The sequence below is a fragment of the Streptomyces sp. NPDC006476 genome (assembly GCF_040612015.1).
In the GTDB taxonomy this organism is placed as follows: domain Bacteria; phylum Actinomycetota; class Actinomycetes; order Streptomycetales; family Streptomycetaceae; genus Streptomyces; species Streptomyces griseorubiginosus_B.
The window spans coordinates 58,071-75,254 of record NZ_JBEXPK010000013.1; the positions used below are offsets into that span (position 1 = coordinate 58,071).

Consider the following 17,184-nt stretch of genomic DNA (forward strand, 5'->3'; position numbering starts at 1 on the left):
CGTCAGCGTCCGTGTTCCGCGTCGAGCGCCTCGTCGAGCGTGATGGCGGCCATGATCAGGGAGAGGTGGGTGAACGCCTGGGGGAAGTTGCCCAGTTGCTCCCCGCTCGGACCGACCTCCTCGGCGAACAGACCGACGTGGTTGGCGTAGGTCTGCATCTTCTCGAAGGTGTAGCGGGCCTGGGACACCCGCCCCGCCCGGGCCAGTGCGTCGACGTAGAGGAAGGTACACAGACTGAACGTGCCCTCGGAGCCGCGCAGACCGTCCGGTGATGACGCCGGGTCGTAGCGGTAGACGAGGCTGTCGGAGACGAGCTTGCGGTCCATCGCGTCCAGGGTGGACAGCCAGGCCGCGGTCCGGGGAGCGGTGAACCCGACCATGGGCATGACCAGCAGCGATGCGTCCAGGACGTCGCCGTCGTAGTGCTGGACGAAGGCGCGCTCCTTCTCGCTCCAGCCGCGTTCCATGACCTGGTCGAACACGGCGTCCCTCGCCTTGCGCCACCGCTCCACGTCGGCGGGGCGGCGGAAGTGGTCGGCCAGGCGCAGCCCGTGGTCGAAGGCGACCCACGACATCACCCGGCTGTAGGTGAAGTCCTGGCGGCCGCCACGGGTCTCCCAGATGCCCTCGTCCGGCCGGTCCCAGTTGTCGGCCAGCCAGTCCAGCGTCCTGGCTAGCGTCTGCCATCCCTCGAAGCTGGCCTGCTGGGCGATCTCGCGGCCCTGGGACACCGCGTAGAGGGCCTCGCCGTAGATGTCCAGCTGGAGCTGGTCGGCGGCGCCGTTGCCGACGCGGACCGGGGAGGAACCGCGGTAGCCCTCGAAGTGCTCGAGTGTCTCCTCCGGCAGCTCGGGGTTGCCGTCGATCCGGTACATCGTCTGGAGGGCCTCCTCCTCCTTGCCCTCGCGCTCACGCAGTCTCTCCATCAGCCAGTGGACGAAGGCGGTGGCCTCCTCGACGAAGCCGAGGTCCAGCATGGCCCGCACCGACAGAGCGCCGTCGCGGACCCAGGTGAACCGGTAGTCCCAGTTGCGCTCTCCGCCCACCTGTTCGGGCAGTCCCATCGTGGCCGCCGCGATCAGGGCGCCGGTGGGGGCGTAGGTGAGGAGTTTGAGCGTGATGACCGAACGGTGCACGAGCTCGGGCCACCGTCCGCGGTAGCGGGACTGGCGCAGCCAGTGCTGCCAGAACAGGCTGACCTCCTCGAACTGCCCGGTCAGCCCCTCGACCGTGGGAGGTGCCGGCGCCTCGCCGCCGGACGCGCAGACGGTGAACACGACGCCGCCGGACTGACCGGCGCGCAGTGTCACCCTGCCGCGCACGTCCTCGCCGTCCCGTTCCAGCGGGAAGGTGGACCGCAGGTGCCCGTCGATCCCGGGCGCCCTGAACACGGCGCCGTCCTCGTCGAGTCGGAGTTCGTGCTCGGCCCGGCCGTAGTCGAAGCGCGGCCGGCACTCGAGCGTGAAGTCGACCGTCCCCCGCACGGCACGCACCACGCGGATCAGGGTGTGACGGTCGGTGGCGGTGCGGGTCCGGTCCGGGGGCATGAAGTCGACCACCTCGCCCACCCCGTCCGGCGACATGAACCGGGTCACCAGAATGGCCGTGTCGGGGTAGTAAAGCTGCTTGTAGGTCGCCTCGGGATGCTCGGGGGCCAGCCGCATGTACCCGCCGCCGTCGTGGTGGAGCAGCGAGGCGAAGATGCTGGGCGAGTCGAAACGGGGAGCCGCGAACCAGTCGACGACGCCCTGCGACGAGACGAGCGCCGCGGTCTGCAGATCGCCCACCAGACCGTGTTCGGCGATGGGAGGGTAGCGGTCCATTTGCTGCTCCCCGGCGTCGGGAATCCCCCTACGTCCCTCCACTATCCGGCACCCCTGCCGTCCCTGCCATGTCGACGCGGTCGAGGGCCGTCCACCCGCGTGCCACCGAACAGGTGAGGCCGGGCGACCGCGGCAGGCCCTGCCTTCGTCTTGCCGGTCACCCTCCGGCAGGTGTTACTGACTGTGGTCGGCCGGGCACAGCCGGACCCGGCGCGGCGTGCGGACACTGCGGCACCCGTTCCGCCGTGGCCGACTGACGGAGGCTGCGGATGGAGATGATTCACGTCCGATTGGTGAGTCCGGTCGATCTCACCCCTCGGGCGGTCGGGCTGCTCACCGATGACCGCTATGTCTTCAACCTCGTCGTCCATCCCGGACTGGCCCACAACCCCGACGGCGACGCGGTCGAGTGCGACATTCTGGCGGGCGCGGCCAACACCGTGCTGCGCGGTCTGCGCGAGCTGGAGGTCGACCGCCGCGGATCCATCGTCATCGAGCCGGTCGACATGGCCTTCTCCGGCACCGCGGCCGAGGCGGAGCAGCAGCAACTCGGGGCGCTCGCCCACGCGCCCGTCTGGGAGGAGGTCGAAGCGCGCATTCGCGCCGAGGGCACCTACCTGCCGAGCTTCTACGTCTACCTGGTCATCGCAGGCGTCATCGGGGCGGTGGGCATCATCACCAACTCCCAGATCCTGATCGTCGCGGCGATGGTCGTCGGACCGGAGTACGGCGCCATTACCAGCGTCGCGCTGGGCCTCGACCGCGGCAACGGCACCCGGATCCGGCAGGGCCTGTTCGCCCTCACCGTGGGGTTCCTGATGGCCGTCCTGGTGACCTTCCTGTTCTCGGCGGCGATCCGGGGCCTCGGCCTTGAATCCAAGGCGTTCGACCTGGGTTTCAGGCCGGTCTCCACGCTGATCGACGCCCCCAACAGCTTCTCCGTCGTCGTCGCGGTGCTGGCCGGCATCGTCGGGATCGTGTCCCTGACCCAGGCCAGGACGAGCGCGCTGCTCGGCGTCTTCATCTCGGTGACCACCATCCCCGCCGCCGCGGACATCGGCGTCTCCTGCGCGTTCTCCAGCTGGAGCGAGGCGCGCGGATCCCTGGTCCAGCTCCTGCTCAACATCGTGCTGCTGATCCTCGTGGGCGTGCTGACGCTCCGATTCCAGCGGGCGGTCTGGCGGTACATCACCCGGCGCAGCGAGCGCTCCGGCGGCGGGTGAGGCCTCCGTCCCGTGCGGGAACGGCACCCGGCCGAGCCGTGCGGTGACCCCACCGGGCGAACGTGCCTGGCGATTCTGCCGGCGTGAACGTGTCGCGCTTGACCGCGCCGGAGGGTGGCCGCACGCTCGCGACGAGGAGGCCGCAACGAGAGGGCACCATCACGCCCACGTCCGAGGACGTCGGCCGGACGGACCGAGGAGGCCAGGCGTGCAGGAGAGCAGTACTGGGCGCCAACTGACCCTGCGCCACGGCGCGCACACCGCGGTCGTCGTCGAGCTGGGTGCGGCGCTGCGGTCGTACTCCGTCGGTGACCGTGCCGTCGTCGACGGATTCGCCGCACAGGACCGGATCACCGGCGGGCGGGGCCAGATCCTGGTGCCGTGGCCCAACCGGATCCGCGACGGCCGGTACCGCTGGAACGGACAGGACCACCAGCTGCCGCTCACCGAACCGGCCGGCGCCAACGCGATCCACGGACTGCTCCGGTGGACCTCGTGGCAGGTCGAGGAGGCGAGCGACAGCCGGGCCGTCCTGGAGGTGTCGCTGTGGCCGCAGCCGGGCTACCCGTTCCACCTGCGCGTCCGCGCCGAGTACGCGCTGCGCGACGGCGGGCTGGACGTCGCCGTCACCGCGCGCAACCTCGGTACGAGCGCCGCACCCTACGGCTTCGGGCAGCATCCCTACGTCACGGCGGGCACCGCGGTGGTCGACCAGGCGGTGCTGACCGTCCCCGCACGGACGTGGCTGCGCACCGATGAGCGCGGCCTGCCGGTGGCGACCGAGCCGGTCGCCGGGACGCCGTACGACCTGCGTACGCCCCAGCCGGTCGGAGCGCGCCTACTCGACACACCGTTCGGCGACCTCGACCGGGACACGGAGGGGCGGGTCGTGGTCCGCCTGGCTCATCCGTCCGGTGCGTCCGGCACGGACGTGTGGCTCGGCGAGGGCGCCGACTACGTCCAGCTCTATACCGGCGACACCCTTCCGCCGGGGGAGCGCCGTCGCGCGATCGCCGTCGAACCGATGAGCTGTCCGCCGGACGCCTTCCGCAGCGGCACGTCTCTCGTCGGTCTCGGTCCGGGGGAGCGGCACACCGTCCGCTGGGGGATCACACCCTGGGGGACATGACGGCACCCGCACGGTGCCGCGGTCATACCGGCCAGGACCGCCCCCACCGCCTCATGGCCACCCCGTCCCCGGTCTCCGCCCGCGGCTCGTGGGCAGGCGGATCCACCCCAACCATCACCACGCGACGCAGAGGCCCCCGTGACGACGAATCAGGTGCTCATCGGAGTGGGCCTGATCCTGGTCCTCGCCGTCGGATCGCAGATCCTCGCGAGCCGCCTGCGCATCCCGGCCCTCATCATCCTGCTGCCGGTGGGCTTCGCCGCCGGCGCCTTGATCGACGACGTCGACCCCCAGCGGCTGCTGGGCCCGGCGTTCTCACCGCTGGTGTCGCTGGCCGTCGCCGTGATCCTCTACGACGCGGGCCTCGGCCTGGACCTGGCGAGGCTGAAGGGGAACACCCGGCGCGTCGTCGTCCGGCTGCTGTGGATCGGTGTCCTGGTCACCTGGCTGCTCGCCGCGCTCATCTCCGCGCCGTTGCTGGGCATGTCCCGGCGCGCGGCCGTCATGATCGGCGCGATCCTCGTCGTCTCGGGGCCGACCGTCGTGGGGCCTCTTCTCAGCTTCGTACGGCCCAAGGACCGGCTCAGGCACCTCCTGGTCTGGGAAGGCTCCCTCATCGACCCGGTCGGGGGCATTCTCGGGGCACTGGTCTTCCACGCGGTCTCGGCGAGCACGAAGCACCGGTTCGTCAACGGTGCCGCCGGGTTCCTGGTCAGCATCGGTGTCGGAATGGCCGGAGGCGTCGTCGGGGCGGCTCTGCTGTGGGTGCTGTTCCGGGTGCTGCGGCTGGGCGAGGTCCTCGGCACCACCGCACAGCTCGCCGCGGTGATCGGGGTGGCGGCGCTGTGCGACGTCCTGCGCGACGACACCGGACTCATCGCCGCGGTGATGATGGGCCTGGCCGTCGCCAACCTGCCAGGCATCGACGTCCCCGCCCGCCGACCGTTCTTCGAGACCCTGGTCAGCCTGATCCTCGGCCTGCTGTTCATCTCCATCTCGGCCACCGTCACCCCGCGCTCGCTGAACCATGTGGGGCTCCCCGCGCTCGGGCTCGCCGCCTTTCTGGTGCTGGCCGTGCGGCCGCTGGTCGCGGCCGTGTCCACCGTCGGCACCGACCTGACGCGCGGCGAGCGGGGCTTCATCGGCTGGATGGCGCCCCGAGGCATCGTCGCGGCCGCCACCGCGTCGACGTTCACCGCCGGCCTCGTTGCCAAGGGGATCGGTGGCGCGTCCAAGATCCTCCCCGCCACGTTCGTGGTCATCGTCGCGACCGTGACGCTCTACGGTCTGACCGCCTCACCCGTGGCCCGGCGGCTGCGCGTCGTGCGCCCCTCCCGCTCGCGTCCGCTCCTGGTGGGCGGTGACCCGTGGGTGGTCGACCTGGGAGCGGCCCTGAAGTCGGCGGGGCTCGAAGTGCTGATGTGGGCGGGGCAGGAGCAGCAGCGCGCACGCATCAGACAGGCCGGGATCGAGCTCGCGCCCGGTGAACTGCTGGCCGCCGTCACGGGGCAGGACCCCGAACTCGAAGGCATCACGGCGGTGTTCTTCCTCACCGCCGAGGACGACTTCAACGCGCTGGCGGCGGCGATTCTGCGCGGCAGCGTGGAGGGGGTGGTCCACCACCTCGGCGCACCGCCCGACAGCCGAGGCGTGGTGGCGCCGTTCATCGGAGGCGAGGTCCTGTTCGGCACGGATCTGACCTGGCCGGCTCTCTCCCGCCGGTACGAGCAGGGGGCTGCCGTCCTGGCGCAGCCTGCCGGGGCCGCACTGCCGCACGGCTCCGACATGCTGTTCCTGGTACGGCCGGACGGCCGCCTCGATCCGGTCACGGAAGCACACGGACCACGGCCCGGCCCGGGGGACACGGTCGTCCTGCTGACCCCGGGCGGAGGGGGCACCGAGGGTCCACCGAAGTAGGCCCACCGCCGTGGCACGTCGTGGAAAGAGCCGGCGGGCGAGTGACACCCGCCGGGCCGCTACTGCACATGCCCTCTCGTGTGTCCCCCGAACTGTGCAAAAGCGCCGCGGTTGACATCTCCCACCCCATGGGGGGCTAGGCCTTTGGGGCCATCCGAACCCGCGCCCCCGTAGGAGGTACGCCCCCATGGCAGGCAGACCCCGTGCGCTCGCCCGCAACGCCGCCCTGGTAGCCCTCGGCACACTCGTCCTGACCGCGCTCCACCCGGCCGCGTCGGCCCAGCCGCCGTCCGGCCCCGCCCCCAGTGCCGCCCAGACCCTCGGCGCCGACAAGCCGTCCGCCCAAGTCCTGCGCGCGCTCGAGCGAGATCTGCGCCTGACGCCGACTCAGGCATCCGCCCGCCTGGTCAACGAGGCGGAGGCCGGAACCCGGGCCGGCGTCCTGCACAACGCCCTGGGCACTCGCTTCGCCGGCGCCTGGGTCAAGGGCGCGGCCTCCACCCAGCTGAGCGTCGCCACCACTTCCCGCGCCGACTTCCCGCTCATCCGGGCCCAGGGCGCCAGGCCGGCCCTCGTCCGCTGGACCCTGAACGACCTGCGCACGGCCCAGAGCAAGCTGGACAAGGCGGCCGCCCACCGGATCACCGCCAACACCCCCGTGTGGTACACGGACGCCCGTACCAACCGGGTGGTCGTGGAGGCCAGAAGCCGTTCGGCGGCGGCCGCCTTCATCAAGGCCGCCGGCGTCACGGCCGACCGCATCCGCGTTCGCGTCACGGCCGACCGCCCGCGCCTGCTGAAGGACCTCGTCGGCGGGGACGCCTACTACATCAACGGCACCGCCCGCTGCTCCATCGGATTCTCCGTCACCAAGGGCACCACGCAGGGCTTCGCCACCGCCGGCCACTGCGGCAAGCCCGGGGCGAAGACCACCGGCTTCGACCAGACCGACCAGGGCACCTTCCAAGCCTCCACCTTCCCCGGCAAGGACATGGCCTGGGTGGGCGTCAACGCCAACTGGACCGCCACCCCCGACGTCAAGGCGGACAACGGACAGACGGTGCAGGTCGCCGGTTCGGCCGAGGCACTGATCGGCGCGTCCGTGTGCCGCTCCGGTTCCACCAGCGGCTGGCACTGCGGCACCATCCAGCAGACGGACGCGACCGTCAACTACGCCGAGGGCACCGTCAACGGCCTGACCCAGACGGACGTGTGCGCCGAGCCCGGTGACTCCGGCGGCCCCTACATCTCCGGCGCGCAGGCGCAGGGCACCACCTCGGGCGGCTCCGGCGACTGCACGAGGGGCGGCACCACCTTCTTCCAGCCCATCAACGCGACGCTCAGCGACTTCGGTCTCACCCTGAAGACCACCGGCCAGACCGCCGCCGCGCAGACCCCCGGGACGACGGACGCCTGGAGCGTGGGACGCGTCTACCGGGTGGGCACCACGGTGACGCACGGACAGGCCCGCTACCGGTGCCTGCAGACCCACCAGGCCCAGAGCGCCTGGGCCCCCGACGCCACGCCGGCCCTCTGGCAGCGTCTGTGACACCCGCTCTCCGCCCGGGCGCGACACCACATGGCGCCCGGGCGGAGCCGGTACGGCGCTAAGCGCCCGCCAGCAGTCCGTACGCGGTCGCCACGAACGGGTCGTTGGCCCGAAACCGCCGCGTGCACACCGCCACCAGCGCGGTGGCGGTGTCCGGTCGAAACCCCAGGAACGCCTGCTGACCGAGCGTGGCCCCGCTGTGGAAGTACAGCGGCCCACCAGCGGTCGGATGCCGGAACCAGCCCACCGTGTGCACATGCCGGTGCCCCAGCCCGCGCCGCAGCACGGGACGCCGTACCGCACCGAGAGCACCCTCCAACGGCGAACCGGCGGGCCGGAGATGGCCTTCGAGGAACGCGAGCAGGTCGTGCGGGGTGGCACGCACGGCGCCCGCGGCCTGGAAGCCGCCCGCTTCGAAGGCAGGCGTCGGCGTACAGCCGTCCCTGCGGTGCCCCACCGCATCGGAGCCCGGCTCGTCCGGCCGCATGGCGGTGTCGCCGAGGCCGAGGGGCTGCAGCACCCGCGTGGACAGAAGGTCCTCCCACGAGGTATTCGTGACCGTGGCGAGCGCGTGCCCGAGGACGGCCACCCCGAAGTTGGAGTAGTGCCAACGCGTCCCGGGGCGGTGTCGGCCGCGATGCCGCAGGAACGCGTCCACGACCCGCGCGGCGGGATACCGGCCGTAGGGGTTGGTGTGCCAGACGGGCAGGGCACGTGCGTAGAAGTCCGACGGCAGCGCCGGCAGCCCGGCCGTGTGGGTGACGAGGTGCGCCAGAGTGACGGGCGACCTCGGAGCCGGCCGTCCCGGGGCCAGGAGCTCGCCCGCCGGCTCGGCTCCGGTCACGACACCTCGCTGGATCAGCTCGGTCAGCAGCAAGGCGGTGAACGTCTTGGTGGCCGAGCCGATTTCGTACCGCAGCTCCTCGCGGGGGCACGCGGGGGGAGGGGCGGTGCCGCCGCAGCGCACCAGGCGCTGCCCGCGCCGGGACACCGCGAACACGACATCGGGTGCGTCGACCGCTTCGACGGCCGCCGCCAACTGTCCGCCGAGGACTCCCTCGTCAGCGCCCTCGGCCGAAGGCGGACCGAGGTCGAGGTCCTGGCCCGGCCACAACACCGTACGGCCGCTCATGACGCGGTGTGCGTGAGCGCGGTCAGGGATCGGGAGGTGGCCAGTGCGGAGGCGAAGGCGGCGACCAGCGTCGGGTGGTAGACGAGGTCGAACAGTTCGTCGCCGTCGGCGGCCGGCATCTCGCGTACCGCGGGCATGGCACCGTCCGCCCGCTGTGCGGCGGCGAAACCCGCCCAGGCGCGTCCGTCCAGCGTGGGAGCGGGCAGACAGGCGTCCACGACGAGGAGTTCGCCCAGCAGGTCCCAGCGGCGCAGATCCAGCCAGTCATCGATCCAGACGGGCAGCCACGCTGCCAGGTAGTCGGCGAGGCGGGGAGGCAGCCCCTCCGGGCTCTCGCCCCAGTCGGTGAGATGGAACACGGCGTGGGTCACGTCGTAGGCGATGTGCCCCTCCACCGTCCATGGCTCGGGCGCCCGGGCCAGCCATGTCGCCGCCAGCGCCTCGCCTTCGGGCGGGCGCGGATCCAGTCCGAAGCGGCGCTGGAAGGCGGAGAGGCCGAGCCGCCGGGTCGGGGTGGTCTCGAACGCCGTCCAGCTGTGCAGACGATGGTTGAGTACCGCGGCCTCCTCCACCTCTGGCTGGCTGTAGCCCAGTTCGCGGAACGGCAGGTACACCTCGAAGGGGATCGGCGAGATCGGTTCGGTGCGCTGGCCGCGGACCAGCATCCGTCCGCCGTCAAGTGTCTCGCGCCAGACGTGGTCCAGCAGTCGGCGGGCGAGCTCGGCCTGCCGTGAGCCGGTCACGCCTTCACGGAACAACACCTTGCAGACCAGGGCGAGTTCGCCGATCGGTTTGAACCGCTCGAGGAAGCCGATCTCCGGATCCACGTCCGGCTCGAGCCGGAAGCCGTCGCGGTGGGCCCACAGCCATTCCATGGCGCGAACTCCCACGGTGTGCAGCAGACGCGTGTCGGTCATCCGTAGGCTCCTTGCCCGCGGTGCGCGGTCAGACCGGCCGCGAAGGCGGCCATCAGGGTGGAGTGGTAGGTGTGGGCGAAGTCGCCGGCACCGGACTCTTCTTCCGGCAGACCCCCGGAGGGCAGCTGCGCGGCGGCGATCCGCGTCCAGCTCTCGTGCGGCGTCGCTTCGTCGGGCGGCTGCGGCAGGCTTGCCGCCACGGCCAGCAACTCGCAGCTCAGATCCCACATCCCGGCCTCCAGACAGGTGGCCAGCCAGGCCGGCAGCCAGTCCCTCACGTACTCCGCCAGTTCGGCCGGCAGACCCGGTCCGCCGCGCCCCCAGTCGGTGAGGTGGAAGACGACGTGGGTGAGGGCGTAGCCGGAGTGGCGCTCGAACGTCCACGGCTCGGGCAGTCCGCCGAGCCACGTCCGTTCCACCACCCGCTCCGGCGGTGCGCGTCCGGGTATCCCACTGTGCCGTTCGGCCAGTACGACGCCGAGGCGCCGGGTGGGGTCCTGCTCGGCGAGCTGCCAGCCGCGGGTGCGGGCGACGGTGGCCGCCCGCTGTTCGTAGCCGGGATGCCGTAGTCCCGCCGCGGCGAACGCGGCGTAGACCTCCAGCGGGTAGGTGGCGAACGGCTCGGCCTGCTGCAGCCGTACGAACAGTGCGCCGTCGTCGGTCTGGTGCCAGGCGAAGGTGAGGAGGTCCTGCACGCGCGCGTGGAGCGGGTCGGAGGCCGGGGTGTGCAGGGAGAGGCTGGCGCACACCTGTGCCAGTTCGCCCAGGGGTTTCCAGCTGGCGTTGACCTGGCCGTCGGGGGAGAGGGCGTCTGCGCCCAGCGCGAAGCGGCCCTGATGCTCGGTCAGCCAGCTCAGCGCGGTCTCCTCCACCTGCCTGACCGGGTGCGAGGTCACACGAGTACTCCCGTGCCCAGCAGCCGCGCGGTACGCACCTGAAGCAGCACGCGCGCGTCGCTGCCGCCCATCAGCTCCACGAAGTCGAGCCCGGCGTCCAGTCCCAGGGTGTCGGGCACCTTCTCCAGCGTCGCCAGCCAGCGTCCGGCTCCGGCCGCCTGCTGCCAGTCGCGGCGGCGGACGGCCCGTACGAATCCACGGGCCAGGTCGAGCGTTCTGTCGCGGGCCACGCGGGTCGGGGCGCACTCCAGGCCCGGTAGTGCGAGGGGTGCCAGGACGGCGAGTTGGTGGGTCAGAAAGGGCCAGGGAACGCCGTCGATCCAGGCGGCGTCGGGTTCTTCCGGTGCGGCGCCGGACGCGTCGGCGAGCCGCGCCGCGCGTGCCATCGCCCAATGGCTCCACAGGAGGGTGGGCGCGGCCCGTGGACGCGGCGGAAAGGCGTCCAGTGTGCCCGTGACGAGGTCGATCCGGTCCTGGGTGAGCGGCGCGCGGTGCAGAAGGGCCGGCATCAGCAGGTCCGCGCCGAGGACGCGGGCCGCGGCGAGCTCCAGGTCGCGGCCCGGACCGCCCGCCGGGTCGGCCGGCGGGGCGTGGCCTCCGCCGTGAAGGTCGGAGACCACGCTCGAAGCGAGGTCCTGCACCGCGCCCTGCAGGAGGGCGGTAGTACCTGACTGCTTCATGGGGTTGCTCCCGTCGCTGTGCTCAGCCCTTCTTGGGCCGCGGCGTCGGCGGCGACAGCAGGAGGGATGTCGTGCCGGACGAGAGCGCCAGTGCGGCGCATTCCCTGCTGTCCCGGTACACGCCGTCCGGCTCGGTGGGGTCGAGCACCGCCTCGAGGTCGATGTCACGCACGCGGACCTCGTCGGTGATCTTCTGTGGCGAAGCCATACCACCATCTCCTCATGTGGTTGTGGGTTCGGCTCACACCTCTAGTGTCCCATTCACCCCATATGACACGGAAAGAACTGAAAAATAGCACTTCCATGTTCAACTTCAAGCAAGTCAGCGACCGCCGACCGGTCCCACCACGCGGGTCGTGGAGACCACGCCCGGCAATGCTTGCCGGCCCGTGAGTATGCCTTCGCCGGAAGGATCGCCCTTGAGGTGCTTGTCGAAGAAGGCGAGGGCGTAGGCGCTCAACGCGTCCTGCTGTGTCCGGGGGCTGAGTTCGTGGTCGGCGCAGGTGCTGTCGTCCTCACCCAGGGCGGCGGGAGGCGTCCACTGCGCGTTGAAGAAGTTGTGGTTCCCGTCGCGCAGGGAGACGGAGTAGGCCGGTTGACCGGTGAGGCCCTCCACGTCGTCCAGGTACTGCTGCCCGCTCTCCCCGACGGCGCCGTCACACCCGGACGTCACCACGGCGACCGGAGTCCGCGTGATGAGCGTGTCGCTGTTGTCCCCCTCCGAGACGTCGAACTTCACCGGCGCCAGGGCCAGTACGGCGCCGACGCGCACACCGCCGGGAACCTCGCCCCGGTGCTTGTCCGAGGCCTCCCACATCACGCCCTTGCCGCCGCGCGAATGCCCCAGCGTCCCGACGCGCCGCATGTCCAGATGCCCGCGCAGCACGGGGAGTTGCCGGGCCAGCGGACCGCCGCCCAGGTCGAGTCGCCGTAGCAGGCGCAGATGCTCGTTGATCAGACGCGCCCGGTCCCCGTAGTCGAACGACGTCATGTTGATGCCGTCGGCGCTCAGGGACACGACGACGAAACCGCGCGCCGCGAGCGCCTGCCCGAGGTAGTCATAGCCCCGGTAACTGGGGTACGGCTCGCCCTTCTCACACGGCCAGCTCTGGGCGTCGGTGTCCGTGCACGCGTACCAGGAGCCGTGCGACATCACCACCACCGGCAGCCGCCCCCGCAGCCGGCCCGGATAGTGCACCACGGCGCGTACCTCGCTGACCGTGCCGCTCTGCGGATCGGTGAAGGCGCTGTCGCCCAGGTCGTACGAGGCCGTCACCACCCGCGCACCGGTGTCCGCGTCGACGGCCGCCGGTGCCTCCACGGCGTTCGTGGCGGCCGCCGTGGCCGAGGACGCGAGCCCGGCCCCCAGTAGCACGGCGGCCATCAGCGCCCCGCCCACCGGCAGATGTAATCCGGCGGGCCGGCTCGCTCGTCTCGTCATCGTCGTGACTCCTTGTCGTCCAGCCGCACAGGGAGGCGCCCCTGTGCTCGTCGCGCGGCGGTTGCTTGCCGCCGCACTCCTGGAGACGAACCAGGAGCCTCATGGGTTGGACCGACTTCCTTGAGACACACGGGAGTCACGGCAGGGGTGTGCCGCCGGTCGCGTTGAGGATCTCGGCGGTGATGAAGCTCGCTTCCTGGGAGGCGAGATAGACGTACGCCGGGGCCAGTTCGGCGGGCTGTGCGGGACGGCCCATGGGCGCCTGTTTGCCGAACTCCGCCGTGTCCGGCATCGTGGCCGGGATCAACGGTGTCCAAACGGGCCCCGGCGCAACGGCGTTGACGCGGATGCCGCGCTCCGTGACCATCTGGGCCAGCCCCTGCGTGAAGGTGACGATCGCGCCCTTGGTCATCGCGTAGTCCAGCAGATGCGGACTGGGCTTGTACGCCTGCACGGACGTGGAGTTGATGACGCTGCCGCCTTCCGGGATGTGCGGCAGGGCGAACTTGGTGAGCCAGAACATCCCGTACAGGTTGGTCCGCATGACGCGGTCGAACTGCTCGGTGGTGATGGCCTCGATGCCGTCGGGCTGCGACATCTGGAAGGCCGCGTTGTTCACCAGGACGTCGATGTGCCCGAACTCCGCGACGGCCCGGTCGATCAGCGCCCGGCAGTTGTCCTCCTCGCGGATGTCGCACGCGACGGCGACCGCTTTGCGGCCCGCGTCCTCCACCAGCCGCGCCGTCTCCCGCGCGTCGTCCGCTTCCTCCTCCAGGTGCGTGAACAGTACGTCCGCACCCTCACGCGCGAAGGCCAGGGCCACGGCCCGTCCGATACCGGAGTCCCCGCCCGTGATCACCGTCTTGCGGCCCGACAGGCGGCCGGTGCCGCGGTAGGACTCCTCACCGTGGTCGGGCGGCGGGTCCATCGGCCCGGTCCAGCCCGGATGCGGCTGGTCCTGGGAGGGGAACTCGGGCTGGGGATGCTGGGTGGTCGGGTCCTGCTGCACGTCCTGCTCGTCGCTTATGCCGGCCTCCTGTTCGTCCGGGCGGTACGCACAGGCCCCTGGGTTCCCGGATCCCCGGCCGCGAAAAGCCGCCCGGCCGCCGACGACCGCGCAGGCCGGCTACCCGCCGCAGTCGCAGATCTCGGCGGTCTCGCCGGACCACACCGAGTTGCCCATACGCGAGTCGGCAGCCGAACACGGGCGGCGTCCGCCCCTCCCGCCCTGCCCGGAGCGGGAAGCGGACCGCAGCCGCTCCCGCCGGGTCGTGATCACCGCGGTGTGGAGCGTGGTACGGACGGCGTCGGGAAGCTCACCGTCCTCGGCCCACCGCAGGACGTGCTGGGCGATCTCCCTGAGCTTGATGTTGGTGTGCTGAGAGACGAACTGCAGCACCTCCCAGCCCTCCTGGGAACGCAGACGCGCCGCGGCCATCAGCACCCCGATCGCCTGGTCGACGGCGGCATGCGAGACCAGCGCCTGTCGCAGCTGGTCGACCTCCTCCTGGAGCGCGGCGATCTTGTCGGCCGCATCCTCTGCTGGGGCCATGTGAGGCTGCCTTCCCGTTCCCTGCTCACAGAGCCGCACCGGCGGCGAACGTCAGCACTGAGTCACTCCTCTCCACCCTCTGTTGCACTGATCACGGGTGCCAGCCGTATAACGAAGACTCATGGGGGCAGTAGCCAGAAAACGAAAGCTGCCTGTTCCCGACGGCGCACAGACGGCGCAGGCGCCCGCGAAACCGCCCTGACCTGCGGTGACGGGTCGTTTCACCAGCAAGGGGAGAAGGCCGACGTGCAAACGATCACCTTCGACAGTGACGACCTCGGCCGGACCGAGGAGTTCCTCAGCCGCGCCTACGCGAAGATGCACATCGGCAACGGCAGCCAGGACAGCAGCCGCGCCCGGATCAGCCGCAGCACCCTCGGCCCCGTCACAGTCGACGAGCTCGACCTCGACTTCGACATGAGCTACGCGGTCACCCCGCTGGGGCGGATCTGCCTCTGCCTGGTCCACGAGGGCACCATCCAGGACCACCGCTACCAGGGTGGCGAGGACGCCTTCGGCCCCGGTGACGTGGTGTCCTTCGCACCGCCCGAGCTGCCGTACGCGGGACGCATCTGCAGCGCCCGCTACAACATCACGATGCTCGACCCGGACGTGTTGTCGCAGGTGGCCGCCGACGGCGGGTCCGGGGTCGCGCCGGTACGGCTGACCGGTCACCGGCCGTACTCCCCGGCCGCCGCGCAGCGGCTCGCGCACACGATCACCTACCTGCGCGATCACGTCCTGGCGGACCCCGGCGGCGCCGGGCATCCACTGATCGTCTCCACGGCCGCACAACACCTGGCAGCGACCGTGCTGGCCACCTTCCCCAACACCGCCGTCACCGAGCCGACCCCCTCCGACCGCCTGGACGCCCACCCGGTGGCCCTGCGCCGGGCGCTGTCCTACATGGGCGACCACGCGGACGAGCCCCTCACGGTCGCCGACATCGCCGCCGCTGCCCATGTCACCGTCCGCGCGCTCCAGTACGCCTTCCGCCGCCACCTGGACACCACCCCCCTCGCCCACCTCCGCCGGATCCGCCTCGCCCACGCCCACCAGGACCTGACCGACGCCGACCCCACCCGCGGAGCCACGGTCACCGACGTCGCCGCCCGCTGGGGCTTCCACCACGCCGGCCGCTTCGCGACCCTGTACCGCCAGGCCTACGGCCGCTCACCGCAGCGGACACTGCGAGACGGGTGACGCCCGGAGGGCCGGGGTCTGCCGGCCGGCGGCGTCAGGGTCCGGGGCCCGGGTCGGGGTGCACGGCCGACTTGATCCCGGCGCGCGCCGCTTCCAGTTGGGCGGCGAAGGCGATTCCGAGAAACAGGGCGATCCCGGTGACGTTGGCCCACAGCAGCAGGGCTATGAACGCGGTCAACGGGCCGTACACGGAGCCGAACGCCGCGCTCTTGCCGATGTAGAGGGACAGCAGCAGGGTGGCCGCGATCCACAGCACGAGATGGACAGCGCTGCCGAAGGCGAGCCACGTATAGCCCGGCTGCCTGCGGCGCGGCGACCATCGGAAGATCACCGCCGACGCGATCCACGCGAGCGCCAGCCCCACCGGTATCTCCAGTACGTCCCACCACCGGCCGTTCCCACCCGGTGCGCCCAGGACCTCGGCGACGGCCTCTCCGACCGCCTTGCCGGCCACGAGCACCACGAACCCGAGCACCAACGGCAGCCCGGCAGCCACAGAAAGCAGCAGGGCACGGCCGTACTTGTGCGGGAAGGGGCGGTCGCGTTCGATGCCGTAGATGCGGTTGGCGCCCCGCTCGATCTGCCCCATCGCCGAGGCGAGGTTCAGCAGAGCGAAGGCGAGTCCCAGCCACAGCGCGAGGGTGCTCCAGACACCGCCGTGCGCGGTGCGCCGCGTTCCGGCGAACGCCTCGTGCAGCACCTGGGCGCCGGCGCCGGGCACGATGTCACCGAGGGCGCGTTCGACGACCCGGCCCACCGCGTCGGTGTGCACGGACGTGGCCAGACCCACGAGGGCCAGCGTGAGGGGGACCAGTCCGAGCACGATCTGGAAGGCCAGGGCCCGCGCATTGGTGAAACCGTCGGCATAGCGGAACCGGGCGAAGGAGTCCAGCAGCAGGCGAAGACTGCCGTAGTGCCGCAGCGCGGTCAGCGCCTCGTCGCCGGAGAGCTCCTCCCCGATCATGTCCTTCGTCTGGGGGACATGGACGGCGGTTCCCATCGCGCGTCAGCGTGCGATGCGGTGCCTGCGTCCTCCGCGGCGGAAGCGCATGGCCCCGTACGCGAGGTCGGCGAGCAGCAGGACGACGCCGATGATCAGCAGGTAGAAGAGGCCGTGCGCGGCGAATCCGATGATGCCCAGGACGAGGGCCACGAGGATGAGGAGCAGGAACAGACTCATCGGCGCTCCCGGCGGTTTCGGGGGGTCAGCGGCGGGCGAGACGGCGTTCGCCGCCCGCCCCGGTCGAGTAGTCGAGCTCGTAATGCGCGAAGATGTCCGGCTCGTCGGTGGCCGGCAGTTCGCCGTCGGTGTCGATGGTGGGGGCCTTCTTCACCACGTCCTTGGGGTGGGTGATCTTGAGGTACCCCGGGCCGACGGTCGCGCCGGACAACGGAACGAACACCAGGCGACGACGGGTGGGCAGACCCACGGTGACCGTCGCGAAGAAGGGTAGGTCGGTCCCGGTGTCCACGTAGACCGCTTCCAGGGTGCCGATCTTGTGGCCACTGGGGTCGACCACGTCGTGTCCGCGCCATTCGCGGATGTCACCTGCCTCGAACATCATCAGCCTCCGATGCTGGGGGTACCCCCGATCGTGGGATTGATGTCTGCGCGGGACCGCCCTGAATGAGGCCGTGCGAGGAATTGTTCACGCCCTCCGTGCGCTGTTGTATGCGCAAGGACGGGACGCCGACGGCATGGGCGATCAGCGCGAGTGACCG

General features: G+C 71.3%; 17 protein-coding genes. 5 read left to right on the top strand and 12 right to left on the bottom strand.

What is annotated here, in order from left to right:
- Window positions 1-2: 2 nt before the first annotated feature.
- The gene (locus ABZZ74_RS16610) at window positions 3-1,823 is read right to left on the bottom strand and encodes a glycoside hydrolase family 15 protein (protein WP_356765388.1); all 1,821 of its coding nucleotides are present in this window, start codon (window positions 1,821-1,823) and stop codon (window positions 3-5) included.
- A gap of 269 nt (window positions 1,824-2,092) precedes the next feature.
- Here ABZZ74_RS16610 and ABZZ74_RS16615 point away from each other — a divergent pair, with 269 nt between their 5' ends.
- The 4 genes from ABZZ74_RS16615 to ABZZ74_RS16630 all read left to right on the top strand — a co-directional run bounded on the left by ABZZ74_RS16615 (window position 2,093) and on the right by ABZZ74_RS16630 (window position 7,641).
- The gene (locus tag ABZZ74_RS16615; protein ID WP_356765390.1) at window positions 2,093-3,046 is read left to right on the top strand and encodes a DUF389 domain-containing protein; all 954 of its coding nucleotides are present in this window, start codon (window positions 2,093-2,095) and stop codon (window positions 3,044-3,046) included.
- 208 nt (window positions 3,047-3,254) lie between these two features.
- Entirely contained in the window at window positions 3,255-4,175 is a 921-nt protein-coding gene (locus ABZZ74_RS16620) for an aldose 1-epimerase family protein (RefSeq protein ID WP_356765392.1), read from the top strand.
- Between the two features lie 138 nt (window positions 4,176-4,313).
- Complete coding sequence (locus tag ABZZ74_RS16625; RefSeq protein WP_356765394.1) at window positions 4,314-6,092, top strand: cation:proton antiporter; 1,779 nt, start codon at window positions 4,314-4,316, stop codon at window positions 6,090-6,092.
- A 187-nt stretch (window positions 6,093-6,279) separates the two neighbouring features.
- Window positions 6,280-7,641, top strand: a complete 1,362-nt coding sequence (locus ABZZ74_RS16630; RefSeq protein ID WP_356765396.1) for an alpha-lytic protease prodomain-containing protein — start codon at window positions 6,280-6,282, stop codon at window positions 7,639-7,641.
- A 58-nt stretch (window positions 7,642-7,699) separates the two neighbouring features.
- On the opposite strand, the gene ABZZ74_RS16635 is transcribed toward ABZZ74_RS16630, so the two are convergent.
- From ABZZ74_RS16635 to ABZZ74_RS16670, 8 genes are all read right to left on the bottom strand, one after another.
- The gene (locus tag ABZZ74_RS16635; RefSeq protein ID WP_356765398.1) at window positions 7,700-8,773 is read right to left on the bottom strand and encodes a serine hydrolase domain-containing protein; all 1,074 of its coding nucleotides are present in this window, start codon (window positions 8,771-8,773) and stop codon (window positions 7,700-7,702) included.
- Window positions 8,770-9,690, bottom strand: coding sequence for a hypothetical protein (locus tag ABZZ74_RS16640; protein WP_356765400.1), 921 nt, complete (start codon window positions 9,688-9,690; stop codon window positions 8,770-8,772). The genes ABZZ74_RS16635 and ABZZ74_RS16640 overlap by 4 nt, the downstream gene beginning before the upstream one ends.
- Entirely contained in the window at window positions 9,687-10,586 is a 900-nt protein-coding gene (locus tag ABZZ74_RS16645) for a hypothetical protein (RefSeq protein ID WP_356765402.1), read from the bottom strand. The genes ABZZ74_RS16640 and ABZZ74_RS16645 overlap by 4 nt, the downstream gene beginning before the upstream one ends.
- A complete protein-coding gene (locus ABZZ74_RS16650) occupies window positions 10,583-11,266 on the bottom strand; it encodes a hypothetical protein (protein WP_356765404.1) in 684 nt (227 codons plus the stop codon). Before ABZZ74_RS16650 ends, ABZZ74_RS16645 begins: the two co-directional genes overlap by 4 nt.
- Before the next feature lie 22 nt (window positions 11,267-11,288).
- The gene (locus tag ABZZ74_RS16655; RefSeq protein ID WP_356765406.1) at window positions 11,289-11,474 is read right to left on the bottom strand and encodes a hypothetical protein; all 186 of its coding nucleotides are present in this window, start codon (window positions 11,472-11,474) and stop codon (window positions 11,289-11,291) included.
- Window positions 11,475-11,588: 114 nt separating this feature from the next.
- Window positions 11,589-12,707, bottom strand: coding sequence for a hypothetical protein (locus tag ABZZ74_RS16660; RefSeq protein ID WP_356765408.1), 1,119 nt, complete (start codon window positions 12,705-12,707; stop codon window positions 11,589-11,591).
- Between the two features lie 136 nt (window positions 12,708-12,843).
- Window positions 12,844-13,734, bottom strand: coding sequence for an SDR family oxidoreductase (locus tag ABZZ74_RS16665; RefSeq protein ID WP_356765676.1), 891 nt, complete (start codon window positions 13,732-13,734; stop codon window positions 12,844-12,846).
- Window positions 13,735-13,833: 99 nt separating this feature from the next.
- A complete protein-coding gene (locus ABZZ74_RS16670; RefSeq protein ID WP_356765410.1) occupies window positions 13,834-14,259 on the bottom strand; it encodes an ANTAR domain-containing protein in 426 nt (141 codons plus the stop codon).
- A gap of 246 nt (window positions 14,260-14,505) precedes the next feature.
- On the opposite strand from ABZZ74_RS16670, the gene ABZZ74_RS16675 reads away from it, so the two are divergent.
- Window positions 14,506-15,462: a helix-turn-helix transcriptional regulator gene (locus tag ABZZ74_RS16675; RefSeq protein WP_356765412.1), complete on the top strand. Its 957-nt coding sequence runs from the start codon at window positions 14,506-14,508 to the stop codon at window positions 15,460-15,462.
- A 34-nt stretch (window positions 15,463-15,496) separates the two neighbouring features.
- Here the strand turns inward: ABZZ74_RS16675 and ABZZ74_RS16680 are convergent, their stop codons facing one another.
- Genes ABZZ74_RS16680 through ABZZ74_RS16690 form a run of 3 tightly spaced genes read right to left on the bottom strand, consistent with a single transcriptional unit; the run spans window position 15,497 to window position 17,024 of the window.
- On the bottom strand, window positions 15,497-16,462 hold the full coding sequence (locus ABZZ74_RS16680) for a YihY/virulence factor BrkB family protein (RefSeq protein WP_356765414.1): 966 nt from the start codon (window positions 16,460-16,462) through the stop codon (window positions 15,497-15,499).
- Between the two features lie 6 nt (window positions 16,463-16,468).
- Window positions 16,469-16,642 carry a hypothetical protein gene (locus tag ABZZ74_RS16685; protein ID WP_356765416.1) on the bottom strand — a complete coding sequence of 58 codons (174 nt, stop codon included), beginning with the start codon at window positions 16,640-16,642 and terminating at the stop codon, window positions 16,469-16,471.
- A 25-nt stretch (window positions 16,643-16,667) separates the two neighbouring features.
- On the bottom strand, window positions 16,668-17,024 hold the full coding sequence (locus ABZZ74_RS16690; protein WP_356765678.1) for a PRC-barrel domain-containing protein: 357 nt from the start codon (window positions 17,022-17,024) through the stop codon (window positions 16,668-16,670).
- Window positions 17,025-17,184: the final 160 nt, after the last annotated feature.